The 15,468-nt window shown below is 72.9% G+C and carries 15 protein-coding genes; 5 read left to right on the forward strand and 10 right to left on the reverse strand.

What is annotated here, in order from left to right:
* Window positions 1–90 precede the first annotated feature (90 nt).
* Window positions 91–1,425 carry a TrkH family potassium uptake protein gene (locus J2S41_RS31520; protein ID WP_310373402.1) on the forward strand — a complete coding sequence of 445 codons (1,335 nt, stop codon included), beginning with the start codon at window positions 91–93 and terminating at the stop codon, window positions 1,423–1,425.
* Window positions 1,418–2,092 carry a potassium channel family protein gene (locus tag J2S41_RS31525; protein ID WP_310373404.1) on the forward strand — a complete coding sequence of 225 codons (675 nt, stop codon included), beginning with the start codon at window positions 1,418–1,420 and terminating at the stop codon, window positions 2,090–2,092. The genes J2S41_RS31520 and J2S41_RS31525 overlap by 8 nt, the downstream gene beginning before the upstream one ends.
* 33 nt (window positions 2,093–2,125) lie before the next feature.
* Here the strand turns inward: J2S41_RS31525 and J2S41_RS31530 are convergent, their stop codons facing one another.
* Together J2S41_RS31530 and J2S41_RS31535 are read right to left on the reverse strand one after the other, a co-directional pair.
* Window positions 2,126–3,646: a fused MFS/spermidine synthase gene (locus tag J2S41_RS31530; RefSeq protein WP_310373407.1), complete on the reverse strand. Its 1,521-nt coding sequence runs from the start codon at window positions 3,644–3,646 to the stop codon at window positions 2,126–2,128.
* A 33-nt stretch (window positions 3,647–3,679) separates the two neighbouring features.
* A complete protein-coding gene (locus tag J2S41_RS31535; protein ID WP_310373409.1) occupies window positions 3,680–4,720 on the reverse strand; it encodes a VldE C-terminal domain-containing protein in 1,041 nt (346 codons plus the stop codon).
* A 94-nt stretch (window positions 4,721–4,814) separates the two neighbouring features.
* On the opposite strand from J2S41_RS31535, the gene J2S41_RS31540 reads away from it, so the two are divergent.
* The gene (locus J2S41_RS31540; protein WP_310373412.1) at window positions 4,815–5,177 is read left to right on the forward strand and encodes a VOC family protein; all 363 of its coding nucleotides are present in this window, start codon (window positions 4,815–4,817) and stop codon (window positions 5,175–5,177) included.
* Between the two features lie 86 nt (window positions 5,178–5,263).
* Here J2S41_RS31540 and J2S41_RS31545 read toward each other — a convergent pair whose 3' ends face one another.
* From J2S41_RS31545 to J2S41_RS31570, 6 genes are all read right to left on the reverse strand, one after another.
* Window positions 5,264–6,067 (reverse strand): inositol monophosphatase family protein, encoded by an 804-nt coding sequence (locus tag J2S41_RS31545; RefSeq protein WP_310376661.1) that lies wholly within the window; start codon window positions 6,065–6,067, stop codon window positions 5,264–5,266.
* A gap of 5 nt (window positions 6,068–6,072) precedes the next feature.
* The gene (locus J2S41_RS31550) at window positions 6,073–6,525 is read right to left on the reverse strand and encodes a response regulator (RefSeq protein WP_310373414.1); all 453 of its coding nucleotides are present in this window, start codon (window positions 6,523–6,525) and stop codon (window positions 6,073–6,075) included.
* Window positions 6,522–8,132: a sensor histidine kinase gene (locus J2S41_RS31555; protein WP_310373415.1), complete on the reverse strand. Its 1,611-nt coding sequence runs from the start codon at window positions 8,130–8,132 to the stop codon at window positions 6,522–6,524. The genes J2S41_RS31550 and J2S41_RS31555 overlap by 4 nt, the downstream gene beginning before the upstream one ends.
* Entirely contained in the window at window positions 8,132–9,298 is a 1,167-nt protein-coding gene (locus J2S41_RS31560; protein ID WP_310376663.1) for a PP2C family protein-serine/threonine phosphatase, read from the reverse strand. The genes J2S41_RS31555 and J2S41_RS31560 overlap by 1 nt, the downstream gene beginning before the upstream one ends.
* Window positions 9,299–9,479: 181 nt before the next feature.
* Window positions 9,480–9,812: a hypothetical protein gene (locus J2S41_RS31565; RefSeq protein ID WP_310373417.1), complete on the reverse strand. Its 333-nt coding sequence runs from the start codon at window positions 9,810–9,812 to the stop codon at window positions 9,480–9,482.
* A gap of 84 nt (window positions 9,813–9,896) precedes the next feature.
* Window positions 9,897–12,419 carry a glycoside hydrolase family 9 protein gene (locus J2S41_RS31570; RefSeq protein ID WP_310373418.1) on the reverse strand — a complete coding sequence of 841 codons (2,523 nt, stop codon included), beginning with the start codon at window positions 12,417–12,419 and terminating at the stop codon, window positions 9,897–9,899.
* A 124-nt stretch (window positions 12,420–12,543) separates the two neighbouring features.
* Here J2S41_RS31570 and J2S41_RS31575 point away from each other — a divergent pair, with 124 nt between their 5' ends.
* Window positions 12,544–12,789 (forward strand): hypothetical protein, encoded by a 246-nt coding sequence (locus J2S41_RS31575; RefSeq protein ID WP_310373421.1) that lies wholly within the window; start codon window positions 12,544–12,546, stop codon window positions 12,787–12,789.
* Here J2S41_RS31575 and J2S41_RS31580 read toward each other — a convergent pair.
* Window positions 12,705–14,114: an aminotransferase-like domain-containing protein gene (locus tag J2S41_RS31580; protein ID WP_310373423.1), complete on the reverse strand. Its 1,410-nt coding sequence runs from the start codon at window positions 14,112–14,114 to the stop codon at window positions 12,705–12,707. The two genes, J2S41_RS31575 and J2S41_RS31580, sit on opposite strands and share 85 nt — an antisense overlap.
* Here J2S41_RS31580 and J2S41_RS31585 point away from each other — a divergent pair.
* Entirely contained in the window at window positions 14,113–15,054 is a 942-nt protein-coding gene (locus J2S41_RS31585; RefSeq protein WP_310373426.1) for a DMT family transporter, read from the forward strand. The two genes, J2S41_RS31580 and J2S41_RS31585, sit on opposite strands and share 2 nt — an antisense overlap.
* Here J2S41_RS31585 and J2S41_RS31590 read toward each other — a convergent pair.
* Window positions 15,015–15,410 (reverse strand): tetratricopeptide repeat protein, encoded by a 396-nt coding sequence (locus tag J2S41_RS31590; RefSeq protein ID WP_310373428.1) that lies wholly within the window; start codon window positions 15,408–15,410, stop codon window positions 15,015–15,017. The two genes, J2S41_RS31585 and J2S41_RS31590, sit on opposite strands and share 40 nt — an antisense overlap.
* Window positions 15,411–15,468 lie beyond the last annotated feature (58 nt).

The raw sequence follows: 15,468 nt of genomic DNA on the forward strand, positions 1-15,468 counted from the left end.
CATCAGGCGAAGTATCGGCGACCCTGACGTGAACCGCGCGAGAGTGTCAAGTAGCCCTCGTTGCGGCCGGGTGATAGACAAGCCCCCGTCATGCGTCGTCATCTTCAGCACCCCGCCCGCATCGTGCCCGCGGCGTTCCTGGCTCTGGTCGTAATCGGGACGGCGCTGATGATGCTGCCCGTCGCGCGCGCCGACCCGGGCTTCGCGCCGTTCGTCACGGCCCTGTTCACCGCCACGTCGGCGGTCTGCGTGACCGGCCTGGCCGTGGTGGACACCGGCACCTACTGGTCGCCGTTCGGCCTCGGCCTGATCACCGTGCTGACCCAGATCGGCGGTCTCGGCATCATGGTGATGGCCACGCTGCTCGGCGTGCTCATCTCGCAGCGGCTCGGCCTGCGCGGGCGCCTGATGGCGCAGACCGAGAGCCGCAGCCTGGAGACCGCGGACATCCGCCGCGTGGTGCTGCGGATCGCGGCCGTCTCGGTCGTCTGCGAGGCGGTGATCGCGCTGGTGGTCGGGCTGCGCTTCTGGCTCGGCTACGGCTACTCCCCCGGCCGCGCCGCGTGGGAGGGCGTCTTCCACTCGATCCAGGCGTTCAACAACGGCGGCTTCGCGCTCTACCCGGACAGCCTGATGCGGTTCGTCGGCGACGACTGGATCTGCCTGCCGCTGGCGCTGGGCGTGATGCTCGGCAGCATCGGCTTCCCGGTGATCTTCGAGCTGGCCCGCGAGTGGCGCAAGCCCCCGAAGTGGTCCACGCACACCCGGCTGACCGTGTGGGGCTCGATAGTGCTCGGCGTCCTCGGCTTCGTGCTGGTGCTGGCCTTCGAGTGGAACAACCCGGACACCTTCGGGCCGCTGAGCTGGTCGGACAAGGTGCTGGCCGCGTTCACCCAGGACGTGATGACCCGGTCCGGCGGCTTCAACAGCGTCGACTTCGGCGCCATGCACCAGGAGACGCTGACCATCAGCACCGCGCTGATGTTCATCGGCGGCGGCAGCGGCTCCACCTCCGGCGGCATCAAGCTGACCACGTTCTTCCTGCTCGCGTTCGTGATCCTGGCCGAGATCCGGGGCGAGCCGGACGTGGTGATCGGCCGCCGGCGGATCGCGGAGACCACCCAGCGGCAGGCGATGACCGTGGCGCTGCTCGGCGTCGCGCTGGTCGGCTTCGGCACGCTCGCGCTGCTCTTCGTGGACCGCGACATCACGCTGGACCGTGCGATATTCGAGGCGACGTCCGCGTTCGCCACGGTCGGCCTCTCCACCGGCATCACACCGACCCTGCCGGAGAGCGGGCAGGTCGTGCTCGTCATCCTGATGTACGTGGGGCGGGTCGGCACCATCGCCGTCGGCTCCGCGATCGCCCTGAACAGCCGCCAGCGGCTCTACCGCTACCCCGAGGAGAGACCCATCGTTGGCTAGCAACGGCAGAACCAACCTCGATGACAACGTGGTGGTCATCGGGCTCGGCCGGTTCGGCGGGCAGGTCGCCGACTCGCTGCTGCGCCTCGGCCACGAGGTGCTGGGCATCGACGAGAGTCCCAAGATCGTCCAGCAGTGGGCGGACCGGCTGACCCACGTCGTCCAGGCCGACTCCACCGACAACGACGCGCTCCGCCAGCTCGGCGTGCACGAGTTCCAGCGCGCGGTGGTCGGCATCGGCACCGACATCGAGGCCAGCGTGCTCACCGTGCTGGCGCTGACCGAGATCGGCATCACCGAGATCTGGGCCAAGGCGATCTCCGCGAAGCACGGCAAGATCCTGTCCGCGGTCGGCGCGAACCACGTGATCTATCCCGAGGCGGTCATGGGCGACCGCGTGGCGCACCTGATCACCAGCAAGATGATCGACTTCATCGAGTTCGACGAGGGCTTCGCGATCGCGAAGGTGCGCGCGCCGCAGGAGACCGCGGGGCGCACGCTCGCCGACATCGCGCTGCGCCGGCGCCACGGCATCACGGTGATCGCGGTCCGGCCGCCGGACGGCAGTTTCATCTTCGCCGAGGCGCAGACGCTGGTGCCGGCCGGCAGCAAGCTGATCGTGGCCGGCACCCCGAAACAGGTCCAGGCGTTCGCGGCGACGACCTGACAGACCAGCACACGGTACGGATGGACAGCGCGACTACCGGGTGAGCAATTGATCGACCGGCGCGTAGTCGTCGGTCAGCACCCGCGCGCCGTCCACGAACCCGGTCAGCTCCGGCCCGTCCAGCATGGTCACCGGCCCGGGCACGGTCTGCGCCATCCGCGCCCGGATCTCGGCCAGCGGGAGCGGCACGGCCGAGGCCACGATCACGAAGTTGGCGCCCTCCTCGCCGGCCAGCCCGGACGGCGGCCCGATCAGCGCCACGTGCGGGAACACGTCCTGCACGGTCGCGGTCTCCGCGCGGATGAAGTGCAGCGGCGGGTAGTCGATGACGTTCTGCGCGTAGATCGCGTCGCCCTTCATCGCGTCACGCACCCGCACCGCCATCTCCCGCGTCGCCAGGTGCCACGGCACCACCAGGTCGCCGAACGCGTCGCCGACCACCAGATCCGCCTGCCCGGCCGGCTGCTCGGCCAGGGAGACCCGCGCGTCGCCGACCACCACGCGCAGCTCCGGGCCGGTGCGCAGGCCCAGCTCCGCGCGGTCCAGGTCGACCAGCTTCCCGTCCAGCTCCAGCACGGTCTGCATGCTGCCCGGGCGCGCCGCGGCCAGATAGCGCGGCAGCGTGAAGCCACCGCCGCCGACGTGCAGCGCGGTCACCGGCGCGCCGGCCGGCGCGGCCACGTCGGAGACGGCCGCGATCCACTGGACGTACTCGAACTCCAGGTGCCGCGGGTCGTCCAGGTCCACGTAGGAGTGGTCGCCCGCGTTCAGCACCAGCGTGCGCCCGCCCTCCCGGTTCGCGTCCGCCACCACGGCGGCGCAGCTGTAGGCGGTCTCCACGTCGCACGGCGTCGGCGCGATCGCGGTCAGTCCGGCCCCGACCAGCCCGGCCACCGCGGCGATCACCCGCGCCTTGGGCGTGCCGGCCGCGTCCAGCCGGCGCAGGTACCACCCGAGCGCGAGCCCGCCGACGCCCAGCAGCACCGCCAGGCTCAGCATGATCACCCGGCTGGGCAGCGTCGCGACCAGCACGAAACCGGTGCCGAGCGTGGCCGTGATGCCGCCCAGCGTGCCGATGCCGGAGAGCCGGCCGACCACCTGCCCGGTCCGGCGCAGGTCGGACAGCTGGAGCTTCACCACCATCGGCGTGATCGCGGAGAGCAGCGCGGCCGGGACCACCACGGCCAGCGCGGTCAGCGCCAGCACGCCGACCGCCGCGTTGCCGCGCAGGATCTCGCCGGCGTACCGGATCAGCGGGAACGTGAGCGCGGTGGCGATGCCAGCCAGCACCAGCGCCGGGGCCAGCATCGAGCGCGGGTCCCGGCGGTCGGCCAGCCAGCCGCCGGCCCACGCGCCGTACGCGATCGCGGCCAGCGCCATCGCGATCACCGAGCTGGTGGTCTGCAGCGTGAGCCCGACGTACGGCCCGATCAGCCGCTGCGCGACGATCTCCAGGACCAGCACCGCGCCGCTGGAGGCGAAGACCAGCGTGGCGGCGAGTCCGTTGGGCAGGGCTTTGGGGTGGTCTTCTACGGCTTCGGGGCGATCGTCCACCCGGCAAGTAAACACGGGCCGCCTGAGTGCCGGTCAGTACAGCGACAGATGCACGTGGTTCGTGTGTGTCGCGGACGGCGAGCCGCGCCCGCTGTACGACCGCCAGCCGTTGCCCGGCATCCAGATCTGCCGGTACCAGATCACGTACAGCACGCCCAGTTCGTCCGCGTTGTGCACCAGGTACGCGGCCAGCCGGTCGCCGTACTCCCGGTCGTCGCCGGACGCGTTCACGTCCTCGAAGCCGTCCCGCGCGGCCGCGAAGTCACACGCCCGCCCGCGCGGATGCTCGCCGCCGCCGCTCGGCCGGTAGCAGGACACGAACCGCCGGAAGCCGTCCGCCCGCGCCTGCCGCATCGCGTGCAGCGTGCGCGGCGTCACGCAGCCGCGCGTGGTCGGATCCGCCACCGTGCACGACTCGTCCGGCCACGCCCCGCCCGCGGTGCGCGGTGCCGGCTCCGCCGCGGGCGAGTCTGCGTCGACGAACCCGCCCGGCGCACCACCACCGGCCGCCGCCAGCGCGCGCTCCGCGTCCCTGCGCCGCGCGGCCTGGATCTCCACCTGGCGCGCCTGCTCGCGTACCTCGTCGTCGATCGCGGCCCGGGCCCGGCGCGCCTCGGCACGCGCGGCGCGCAGGTCCCGCAGCCGCGCGTCGTCCAGCGCCGCGATCGTCTCCAGGCCCGCGGTGCGCCGCAGGAACTCGGCCCGGTCGCGCGCGGCCAGCAGCAGCATCGGCCCGGTGATCCGCCCCCGCCGGTACGCCTCGCGCGCCACCACGCCGACCCGCGCGGTGAGCGCCGCGATGTCCGTCTCGGCCCGCTTGAGCCGCAGCGCCAGCTCCGACTGCCGTTTCCGGGACGCCTCCAGCCGCGCCTGCGCGTCCAGGTGCGCCTTCGCCGCCTGCTCCAGCGCGGTCCGCAGCGTCCGCGTCCCGCCCTCGTCGTCGGCCCGGTCCGGCTCCCGCGCGCCCGCCGCCGGACGCGTCACGGCCACCTCGGCGACCCCGCGAACCGGCCGGTCGGCCGCCGCCGGTGGCAGTCCACCGAGGAGCGCGATCATCGCGAGAATCCACCTCATGGCGCGCAACCACCCCCTCCGTAGACGGGAAACGGGCGCCGGCGCATCTAGAGTTACGCAGGTCGGGGCACATTCCGCGCGTACGGGGGACATCGTGTTCCAGGAGATCTATCCGATCCTCAGCACCACCCGGCTGCCCGAGATGCTGCACTTCTACCGCGACCTGCTCGGCGCCGCCCAGACCTACCGGTTCCCGGACGACGGTCCACCCGCCTACGTCGGGCTGCGGCTCGGCGCCGGTTCCGAGCTGGGTCTCGCCGCGAGCGACACGGCCCCGGCCGACCGGCGCCACGTCGACCTGTGCGTCTACGCCGACGACTGCGACGCGGCCGTCACCCACCTGCGCGCGCACGGCGTCACCATCACCGAGGAGCCGGCCGACCAGCCGTGGGGCGAGCGCATGGCCCGTGCCACCGACCCGGACGGCAACCCCCTGGTCATCCTCTCCCGCCGCTGACCGGCGACGAGACCGGCGGGAAGCCCGGCCTCCATCGAGACCGGCCCGTGCCGGTGGAGTGAGCGCCGAGCCTCCGCCGGAGGCTTCTAGAAACGGCTGCCCAGCAGGGCCTGGCGGACGTCCGCCCAGATGTCCGGGTTGGCCGCGACCAGCAGGCCCTTCCGCGGGTCCGTGACCTGGAACTCGGTGCCGTCGAGGCGGCGTGCGACGCCGCCGGCCTCGCGGGTGAAGAGCACGCCCGGCGCGTGGTCCCAGGGCAGCGTCTTCCAGAACAGGACGAAGTCCTGCGCGCCGCTGACCACGTCCGGGTACTCCGCGCCCGCGCAGTGCTGGCTGGGCAGGATCGCGGCGACGTTCCCGGCGCGAGCGGCGATCTCCGCCGCCATCTCCTCGGGCAGGTACTTCATCATCACCGCGCCGCGCAGCGCGGTGGCCGGCACCGGGTCGGCGCGGGTGGTGACGCGCGCGCCGTCGAGCCAGGCGCCGGAGCCGCGCTCGGCCACGGCCATCCGGTCCCGGGTGACGTCCAGAATCCAGCCGGCGCAGAGATCGCCGTCCTGGATGAGCGCGGCCATCACCGCGAACGGGGTACGCCCGAACGTGAAGTTGCCGGTGCCGTCCAGCGGGTCGACGAGCCAGACCGGCCCGGTCTCGCAGATCCGGCGGAGCAGGCCGGGATCCTCCGCCACGCTCTCCTCGCCGACCACGGTGGAGCCGGGCAGCAGGCGCAGCAGGCCCTCGGTGAGCAGCTTCTCGGAGCGCTGATCCGCGATGGTGACCAGGTCGCCGGGCGCCTTCTCGTGCACGTCGGACGCGTCGAGCTTCTTGAACAGCGGGAGCACGACGGTCTGGGCGGCCTCGCGGACGAGGTCGCCGACCTGCTCGATCAGCTCGCTCAAGGCCGCGGCGGCAGCTTCACGACGCTGACGAAGAACTCGTCGATCTGCCGGACCACCGCGATGAACCGGTCGAAGTCGACCGGCTTCGTCACGTACGCGTTCGCGTGCAGCTGGTAGCTGCGCAGGATGTCCTCGTCGGCCTGGGACGTGGTGAGGATGACGACCGGGATGCGGCGCAGCTTGTCGTCCGCCTTGATCTCCTCGAGCACCTCGCGGCCGTCCCGCCGGGGGAGGTTGAGGTCGAGCAGGATCAGGTCGGGCAGCACCGCGTTCTCGTACTTGCCCTCCTGGCGGAGGTAGGCCAGCGCCTCGGCGCCGTCGGACACGACCGTGAGCCGATTGCGCAGCTTGTGCTCGTCGAACGCCTCCTGTGTCATGAGCACGTCGCCGGGATCGTCCTCGACGAGGAGCACCTCGATCGGACTCTTGCCATCGGCCGGCGCGGTCATGCGGTCTCCTCCTGGAGCTGCGGGGTGCCCTGGTCAGAGGGCAGTTCGGCCGCCTCGGAGGCGATCACCGGGAGCGTGAACCTGATCGCGGTGCCCCCACTGTAGTCCGAATCGATCCAAATCCGGCCACCATGGTACTCGACGATCTTCTTGGCGATGGCCAGGCCGATTCCGGTGCCGGGGTAGGCGTCCTTGGCGTGCAGCCGCTGGAAGATCACGAAGACCTTGTCCGCGAACTCGGCCTCGATGCCGATGCCGTTGTCCTCGCAGCTGATCTCCCACTGGTCGCCGGCCTGGCGGGACTTGATCTCCACGCGCGGCGGCACGTCCGGTTTGCGGAACTTGAGCGCGTTGTTGACCAGGTTGGCGAGCAGGTTGGTGAGCAGTGCCTCCTCGCCGCGGATGGTGGGCAGGTCGCCGTAGACGATCTCACCGTCCGCGTACTCGCGGGCCGCGTCGAGCTGACCGCTGACCTCCTCCATCACCTTGTTGAGGTCGACGTCGGTGAAGCCGGACGTGATCCGGCCGATCCGGGAGAAGGCCAGCAGGTCGTTGATCAGGCGCTGCATGCGCTGCGCACCGTCGACCGCGAAGTAGATGTACTGGTCGGCGCGTTCGTCCAGCTTGCCGCCGTACCGCCGCTGAAGGAGCTGGCAGAAGCTGGCCACCTTGCGCAGCGGCTCCTGGAGGTCGTGCGAGGCGACGTAGGCGAACTGCTCCAGGTCGCGGTTGGACCGGGTGAGCTCCTCGTGCTGCTCCTCGAGCCGCCGGTTGGTGGCCTCGATCGCGGCGCGCGCGGCGATCACCTCCGCCAGGTCGTCGGCGATCTTGCGGCGCATGCCGTCCACGTCCGCGGCCAGCGCGGCCAGTTCGGGCGAGCCGGAGCCGGAGATCTCGTGCCGGTAGTCGCCGGCCGCGACCAGCCGTACCTCGGCCGCGAGGTCGGTGACCGGTTTGATCACGAAGCGTTCCAGCAGGATCAGCAGCGCGGCGCCGGCCAGCACGATCACGGCGGCGGCCAGCACGAGCAGGAAGATGAGCAGGTTGCTGTTGGTCTGGGTCTGCGCCGCGAAGACGTTCCGCACCGTGAGGATGTCGTCCTGGAGCTTGGTCACGTCCGCGCGGAGCACGTCGAACCGCTGCCGGCTGCCCTGGTCGATGATCTCCTGCGCCCGGCCGCGGTCGCCCGCGCGGACCGCCGTTATCACCGGCTCCGCGATCGTGGCCCGCCACTGCCCGGAGCCGGCCTTGACCGCCTCCAGCTGCTGGCGTACCGCCTGGTCCTCGGCGCTGTCACCGAGCAGCCCGCTGATCTCGCCGATCAGCCGCTCCTCGTTCTGCTGGCCCTTCCGGTACGGCTCGAGATCCTCGTCGTCGCCGGTGAGCACGAAGCCGCGCACCGCCGTCTCCTGGTCGAGCAGCGCACTCTGCAGGGTCTGACCGGCCACCCGCATCGGCCCGGTGCGGTCCAGCAGCGTGCGCAGCCCTTCCCGGCTCTCGGCCGCGGTGATCGCGGCGACCACGGCCAGCGCGCCGAGGATCACCGCCACCACGAGCGTCAGCCCGATGGTCCGCTGCCGCAGCGTCCAGTTCCTGCCGGCCGCCATCAGCGACCCCTCCCCCTCGAGATCAACAGCATGGCGACGTCGTCGGCGAGCGCGCCGCCGTTCAACTCCTCCGCGCGCCCGACCAGCCACGGCGGCAGTTCGGCGAGCGGGATGCCGGTGGCCGGCGGCTCGGCGAGCAGACGGCACAGGCCGGAGACGTCCAGCCGCTCGGCGCCGTCGCCGACGTGCCCCTCGATCAGGCCGTCCGTGTACATCAGGATCGACCAGTCCTCCGACGGGAAGTCGACCTCGAACTTGCGGACCGGCCGCGGGCTCACGCCGAGCAGCAGCCCGTTCGGCGCCGGGATCGGGTTCACCTCGCCACCCGCCAGCAGCAGCGGCTGCGGGTGCCCGGCGAGGCGGACGGTGGCCCGGTTCGCGTCCAGGTCCAGCTTGATCGCCGCGACCGTGGTGAAGATCTCCGGCAGCCGGCGCTCGCTCATCAGCACCTGCTCCAGCGCCGGCAGGATCTCGTCGTCCGGCACGCCGGCCACCACCAGCGCGCGCCAGGCCACCCGGAGCTCCACGCCGAGCGCGGCCTCGTCCACGCCGTGACCGCAGACGTCGCCCACGATCAGCTGGAGGTGGCCCTCCGCGGTCTGCACCACGTCGTAGAAGTCGCCGCCGATCAGGCCCCGGCTGCGGCCCGGCCGGTAGAACATGTGCACGGCCGCCTGCTTGGTGTCCCGCAGCAGCGGCTGGGGCAGCAGGCCGCGCTCAAGGCGGGCGGACTCGGCCTGGCGCAGCTCGGCCTCGCGCAGGCGCAGCGCGTTCTCGTCGGCGCGTTTGCGCTCGACCGCGTAGCGCAGCGCCCGGGTCAGCAGCACGCCGTCGACCTGGCCCTTGACCAGGTAGTCCTGTGCGCCCTCGGCGACCGCGTCGACGCCGAGGTGCTCGTCCTGGCGGCCGGTGAGCACGCACACCGCCGCCCGGCCGGCCATGGTCAGCACGCGGCGAAGCCCGTCCAGGCCCTGCGCGTCCGGCAGGCCGAGGTCCAGCAGCACGCAGTCGACCCGGGCGATCCGGTCCTGCGCCTCGGTGAGACTGCGCGCGACCTGCAGGTCCACGGCCGCGTTCGCCTCGGCGAGCAGCTCGCCCACCAGGAACGCGTCCCCCTCGTCGTCCTCGATGAGGAGCACACGGAGACGCCCGGCCACGACGGGCATGGCGCCGTCGCGGGGCAGACCCCGCGTCGCGGGCGGGACGTTCATGTCCCGACCTCACTGTTATGGGTCACCGCTACTCGTTCCGGGTGATGGGCGGGGGAAGCATCGCTGATCGTGGCCCAAACCGCGCGGACGCACAACACGGAACGCGATCGTCCATCTATTTGATACGCAGCTGTGGTCATGACGGTGGCGACGCTCCCCAGGACCGGATGTGCTCGGCCCGGGCGGCGAGCGTCGCACCGAAGATCCCACCCACCGTTCCACAGTCGTAGCAGGTCAGAGACGTGTCGAGGCGGCGTGACCCGCAGGAGGCACAGCGCCCCCGGTCAGCCGGGTCGGTGTACGCGTCCAGCGCGGCGGCCAGCGCCCGCGCGGTGTACCCGGTCAGGTCCGCCCGTAACCCCGCCACCTGCACCGTAGCGACCGGGCCGTCACCGGGCGCGGTGTCGTACGGCTCGACCCGCTCGAGGAATCGCTCGAGCGCGGCCGCTAGGTCGGGGTTGGGCGACATGCGTCCACGCTAGGGCACCGGCCCGGGGCCTCCCCAGCGGGGCGTCCCGGGAGCGGTCGGCATACCAACTCCCGGGACGCGTTTTCACCCGCAGACCGTGCCGTTGAGCCGGAAGAGCGTGGGCGCCGCGCCCGTACCCTTGCCGTTGAAGCCGAAGGTCACGGCCGCCCCGGGGCGGATCGCGGAGTTCCACGGGTACGCCGTGGCGGTGACGCTCGTGCCCTTCTGGGTGACCTGTGCGTTCCACGCCCGGTCGACGGTCTGCCCGTCCGGGAGGTCCCAGCCCAGCCGCCAGCCGCCGATCGCGGCCGTGCCCCGGTTGGTGACCGTGACCTGCGCGGTGAAGCCGCCCGGCCAGGCGCCGTGCCGGCGGAAGGCGACCGTGCAGTCCTGCTGCACCGCGCTGGCGAACGCGGTCATCCAGGCCAGCGGCGCGTTCCAGTTGATGGTCAGCTCGTTCGTGGCCCAGCTCTCGATGTCGTCGACGTAGCAGAACTGCGCCGCGCACCCGGCGAGCAGCCGCTGCGCGACCGGGTCCTGAATGTCCGAGTTCGGTCCGCCGGCCAGCGTGCCGGGCGGCGGGTTCGGCAGGTCCGGGTTCAGCTGGCGGGCGTACCAGCGGCTGTGCTGGTTCCGGGAGTCCTGCTCGCCGTACCCGGTCACGTACGACTGGCCGAGCGCGTTGCGGCCCAGCACGTAGTCGAGGCCCTGGAGCGCACCGTCCCGGAAACGCGGGTCGCCGCTCAGGTCGTACGCGACGGCCAGCACGATCGCGTTGTTCAGCACGCCGCTGTTGGAGCCCCAGTCGAAGCGGTGGTTCGCCGGGTCGTAGGTGAGCCCGAACGCGGACCCGGCCTGGATCGCCAGGTACTTCTCCGCCCCGGCCAGCACGGATGCCCGGACCCGGTCGCGGTCCGGCAGCGCGTTCGGCACGGTGGCCAGGTCGATCCGGCCGAGCTGGGCGGTGCTGCCCCAGCTGAAGCCGCGCTCGTCCCAGATGTCCGCGGTGTGCGTCGGCGAGGCGAGCAGGTAGTCCTGGAACGCCTGCTCCCCGGTGGTGATGTACAGCTCGGCGGCGGCCCAGTAGAACTCGTCCGTCACGTTGTCGTCGCTGTACGCACCGCCGCCGATGCCGTCCGACGCGGGGGCGTAGATCGCCGGGTTGGCCACCGCGGCCGCCCACGCCGTGCGCGCCGCCGCGAGGTTGCGGGCGGCGAACTCGTCGTCGTACCCGGCGAACACGCGGGCCGCCTGCGCCGCCGTGGCCGCCAGGTTCAGCGTGGCGGCGGTGGACGGCGCGTGCAGTTCGCGCGGCTGCGGGTCGAGGTGCGGCAGCAGCGGGAGCCCGGTCCAGGCCGCGTCGTGGATCTTGTGGTGCGCCATGCCTGCGCGCTCCTCACCGGCCGGGACCTGCATGCTGAGCAGGAACTCCTGCTCCCAGCGGGCCTCGTCGAGGATGTCCGGCACGCCGTTGCCGCTCTCCGGGAGGCTCAGCGCGCCGTCACCGTGCAGCGCCGGCGCGCGCTCGAACTCGCTCATCAGCTGGTGCACGGAGATGCCGCCGTTCACCACGTACTTGCCGTGGTCGCCGGCGTCGTACCAGCCGCCGGAGACGTCGAGCGTGTAGTCACAGACGCCGGGCTGGCAGGGCACCTCGATGTCGCCCTGGTTCGGCGGGACCTGCACGTGGCCGGCCGGGCGGCCGTAGCCGGGGCGCAGCTCGTCGGAGATCTCGATGCCGCTGCGCTGCGTGTAGTAGAACTTCAGCGCGTCCGTGGCGAGCGTGCCGTAGAGGTCGGCCGCGATGTCGAACGGATGGCTCGTCTCACCGTCCGCGACCAGCGTGAACCCGCGGCCCGCGGTCCGGTACGCACCGAAGTCGATGCTGTGCACGTTCAGCCCGGAGCTGCCGTCCTCGCCGCGTGGTGCGGACTGCCCGCTCGCCACGGCGTCTCCCGCGGCGGAGCGCAGCGTCCACTCCACCGGGTCGGTCGCCTCCGTGACCAGCGTGGCGTTCTTCGGGCCGGCCGGCAGGTAGCCCACCTGGTTGACCTTGACGCGCGGCCCGGTCTCCGGCTCGTACGGCTCCTCCACGGCGCCTCCGGTCAGGGACACGTCGTCCAGGCACAGCCGCCACGGCTCCTGGCTGCCGCCGACCTGGAACGCCACCTGCGCGTTCGGCAGGTCGACGGGCGACGTGAACGTGTAGGTGTAGGTGTCGCCGGAGACGTTCACCACCGGCACCTGGGCGAGGTACTGCGTCCACGGGTCGACCGGGAGCTGGATCAGCGCACGGACCGGCGTGGCGGGCGTGGCGATGCCGAAGAACGAGAACGCGTACGTCTCGCCCGCGACCAGCGCCACGTCGTCCTGCCCGATGATCGCGTCCCAGGCGTTGATCGTGCCGCCGGGCACGTCCACGCAGAGCCGGCCGTCGACCACGGCGGCCGTGAGGTTGGGGGTGGTCCACCAGGGGGCGGTGAGCCCGTTGTCGAAGGTGCCGTTGACTATCTGTTCCGGTTCCGCGGCCCGGGCGGGCGCCGGCCCGGCCACCACGACGGCGGTGGCGGCGAGCGCTGCGGCGAGGCTGCGTCTGGTCCTGTTCACGCGCGAGTCCCTCCGTTCAGTGGGAGCGCTCCCACATGACGTGCATAGTCGCAACTCGTTTCGTACATGTCAATGGATCGATACGACCGTCATTCTGTCGTACCCCCCGGACACAATCACCGGCATGACTCTCGACGCCGAACTCGACGCCCGTCTCGCCGCCGGCCAGGAGCGGTGGCGCGCCCGCCGCGCCGCCCGCGACGCCCTCCGCGCGGAGCTGCGCGCCCGCCGCCGTGCCGGTCTGGACCGCCGGCACTACGCCCGCCTGGTGGAGCGGGAGCGCGATCACCCCCGGGCGCGCACCGACGCCAGCGCGGCGGCCAGCCGGGTCACGCCCTCGGCCAGCGCGGACGGCGGCGCCAGGGCGTAGGTGAGGCGGAGGTGCGGCCCGTCCGGCTCGGCGGCGAACCAGGGCCGCCCCGGCGAGACCACCACGTCGTGTGCCAGCGCCTCCGCCGTCAGCACGGTGTCGTCCACGCCGTCCGGCAGCCGCCACCACAGATGCAGACCCCCCGCGGGTACGGACAGGGTCCGCGCCTCCTCCGGCAACTCCCGGTGCAGCGCCGTCACCAGCGCGTCCCGCCGCTGCCGCAGGTGCGCCCGCAGCGTGCGCCGATGCCGGTCCCAGGCCGGCGACGTGACGAAGTCCAGCGCGGCCTCCTGGAGCGGCCCGGCCACGAAGAAGTCGTCCAGCACCCGCACCGCGCGCAGCCGGGCGCCGGCCGCACCGCGCGCACCGATCGCGGCCACCCGCAGTCCGGGCGCGGCCGCCTTGGTCAGCGAGCGGAGGTAGACCACGTGACCGCCCGGGTCCGCGGCGACCAGCGGTGGCGGCGGGTCGCCGTCGATGCCGAGGTCGCGGGCGTAGTCGTCCTCGATCAGGAAGGCGCCGGCCCGGCGTACCGCGGCCAGCACGTCCGCGCGCCGCCCCGGGCCGAGCGTGGCGCCGTGCGGGTTCGCGTAGAGCGGCTGGCAGTAGTAGAGCCGCGCGCCGGTCCGGGCGAACGCGGCGGCCAGCAGGTCAGGGCGCACGCCCTGCGCGTCGGCCGGCACCGGCACCACGCGCAGCCCGGCCGCGCGCGCGGCCGCGATCGCGCCGAGGTAGGTGGGCGCGTCCACCAGCAGCGTCTCGCCCGGCACCGCCAGCGCGCGGAACGCGGTGGCCAGCGCGGACTGCCCGCCCGGGCAGATGCTCATGTCCTCGGCGCGCAGCGCGGACCCGGTCTGCCGGGCGAACCAGGCGCGCAGGTCGGCCCGGCCCTCCACCGGTCCGCGCTCCCAGGAGGCGGGCCGCCGGGCGGCGCGGGCCAGCGCGGCCCCGAGCGCGGCGGTCGGCGCCAGCTCCCCGTCCAGGTAGCCACCGGACAGCGGTATCGCCCCGGGTCGCGGAAGCGATAACAGTGCCTGCATCGCCTCCTCGCCGCCGGGCCGCTCGCCGAGCGCGACCGCCTGCCAGCCGAGGTCGTCCGCGTCCACCTCGACCGGCCGGTGCAGCACGAACGTGCCGCTGCCCGGACGCGACTCGACCAGGCCCTCCGCGACCAGGCGCCGGATCGCGGCCTGCACGGTGAGCGGAGAGACGCGATGCCGCGCGATCAGCTCGCGGACCGAGGGCAACCGGGTGCCGGGTGGTGCGGCGGCCACCCGGTCTCGCAGATCTTGGATAACGCTCGTCGCCGCGTTATCGTCTTCCATGAGAAACCAGAGTAACGGTATCGTCCGCGGCCCGATAACGGGTGTCGGGCTCGGGCTGCTCGGCGTGGCCTGCTTCAGCTTCTCGCTGCCGGCCACCGCGCTCGCGCTCGACGGCTTCGACCCGTGGCTGGTCGGCGTCGGCCGCGCCGCCGGTGCCGGCCTGCTGGCGATCGTCTACCTGCTGGCGGCGCGCGCGCCCCGGCCGGACCCGGGCCAGTGGCGGCGGCTCGCGCTGGTCTCGCTGGGCGTGGTCTTCGGCTTCCCGGTCTGCACCACGCTCGCGCTGGTCACGTCCACCTCCGCGCACGGCGCCGTGGTGGTCGCGCTGCTGCCCGCGATGACCGCGGTCTTCGCGGTGCTGCGCGGCGGCGAGCGGCCACCGCCCGCGTTCTGGGGCGCGAGCCTGACCGGGCTGGCCGCGGTGCTCGGGTTTCTGCTGGCCGGCGGCGGCATCGGTGGCGGGCTGCACGCGGCCGACCTGCTGCTGATCGGCGCGGTGCTGCTGGCCGCGCTCGGCTACGCGGAGGGCGGCGCGCTGGCCCGCGATCTCGGCGGCGCCCGCACGATCAGCTGGGCGCTGGTGCTCTCGCTGCCGGTCACGGTCCCGGTCGCCGGCCTCTCGCTGGCGCTGCACCCGCCGCAGGCGCCGTCCGCCGCCGCCGCGTTCGGGCTCGGCTACGTCACCGTGATCTCGATGTTCCTCGGCTTCTTCGCCTGGTACGCCGGGCTGGCCGCGGGCGGCGTCGCGCGGGTCGGCCAGGTGCAGCTGGGGCAGCCGGTGCTGACGCTCGGCTGGTCCGCGCTGCTGCTCGGCGAGGAGGTGAACGGGCTCACCGCGACGGCGGCCGCGCTGGTGCTGGTCTGCGTGCTGCTGACCCAGCGCACCCGCGCGGCCCGCCCTCAGTTGGTCTCGGAGGCCCGCCTGTCCGCCCGCTCGTGAATGTTGACCAGGCCCTCCACCCGCCGGAGCGCGTCCTCGTACTCCGGGCGGTGATGCATCGCCAGCGCCAGCCGCAGGTACGGCAGCGCCTCGGTCAGCCGGCCGCCGCGCTCCAGCGTGCGGCCCAGCACGTGGTGCGCGTAGTGATCGGTCGGGTCCAGCTCGATCAGCGCGCGCAGCTGCTTCTCGGCGCCCTTGAGCTGGGCGGACATGAAATAGGACCGGGCCAGGAGCTGGCGGACCGACGCGTTGTGCGGCTCCGCCTCCACGATCGGCTCCAGCAGCCGGGCGGCACCGAGCGGGTCGCCCGTCTCGAAGTACATCGTCGCCCGCCGGTACTCAGCCAGAAGATCCACAGCCGCCTCCTCCAACCGGGTGTATCGCCAACGCTTTCACAACGCGACGCGAACGGCG

The organism is Catenuloplanes atrovinosus, from assembly GCF_031458235.1.
Taxonomy (GTDB): domain Bacteria; phylum Actinomycetota; class Actinomycetes; order Mycobacteriales; family Micromonosporaceae; genus Catenuloplanes; species Catenuloplanes atrovinosus.

Excerpts from the sequence above, each read along its gene's own strand:
- J2S41_RS31520 (WP_310373402.1), top strand. The coding sequence starts at position 91 with ATGCGTCGTCATCTTCAGCACCCCGCCCGCATCGTGCCCGCGGCGTTC.
- J2S41_RS31535 (WP_310373409.1), bottom strand. The coding sequence starts at position 4,720 with ATGAGGTGGATTCTCGCGATGATCGCGCTCCTCGGTGGACTGCCACCG.
- J2S41_RS31550 (WP_310373414.1), bottom strand. The coding sequence starts at position 6,525 with ATGACCGCGCCGGCCGATGGCAAGAGTCCGATCGAGGTGCTCCTCGTC.
- J2S41_RS31555 (WP_310373415.1), bottom strand. The coding sequence starts at position 8,132 with ATGGCGGCCGGCAGGAACTGGACGCTGCGGCAGCGGACCATCGGGCTG.
- J2S41_RS31560 (WP_310376663.1), bottom strand. The coding sequence starts at position 9,298 with ATGCCCGTCGTGGCCGGGCGTCTCCGTGTGCTCCTCATCGAGGACGAC.
- J2S41_RS31565 (WP_310373417.1), bottom strand. The coding sequence starts at position 9,812 with ATGTCGCCCAACCCCGACCTAGCGGCCGCGCTCGAGCGATTCCTCGAG.
- J2S41_RS31575 (WP_310373421.1), top strand. The coding sequence starts at position 12,544 with ATGACTCTCGACGCCGAACTCGACGCCCGTCTCGCCGCCGGCCAGGAG.
- J2S41_RS31585 (WP_310373426.1), top strand. The coding sequence starts at position 14,113 with ATGAGAAACCAGAGTAACGGTATCGTCCGCGGCCCGATAACGGGTGTC.
- J2S41_RS31580 (WP_310373423.1), bottom strand. The coding sequence starts at position 14,114 with ATGGAAGACGATAACGCGGCGACGAGCGTTATCCAAGATCTGCGAGAC.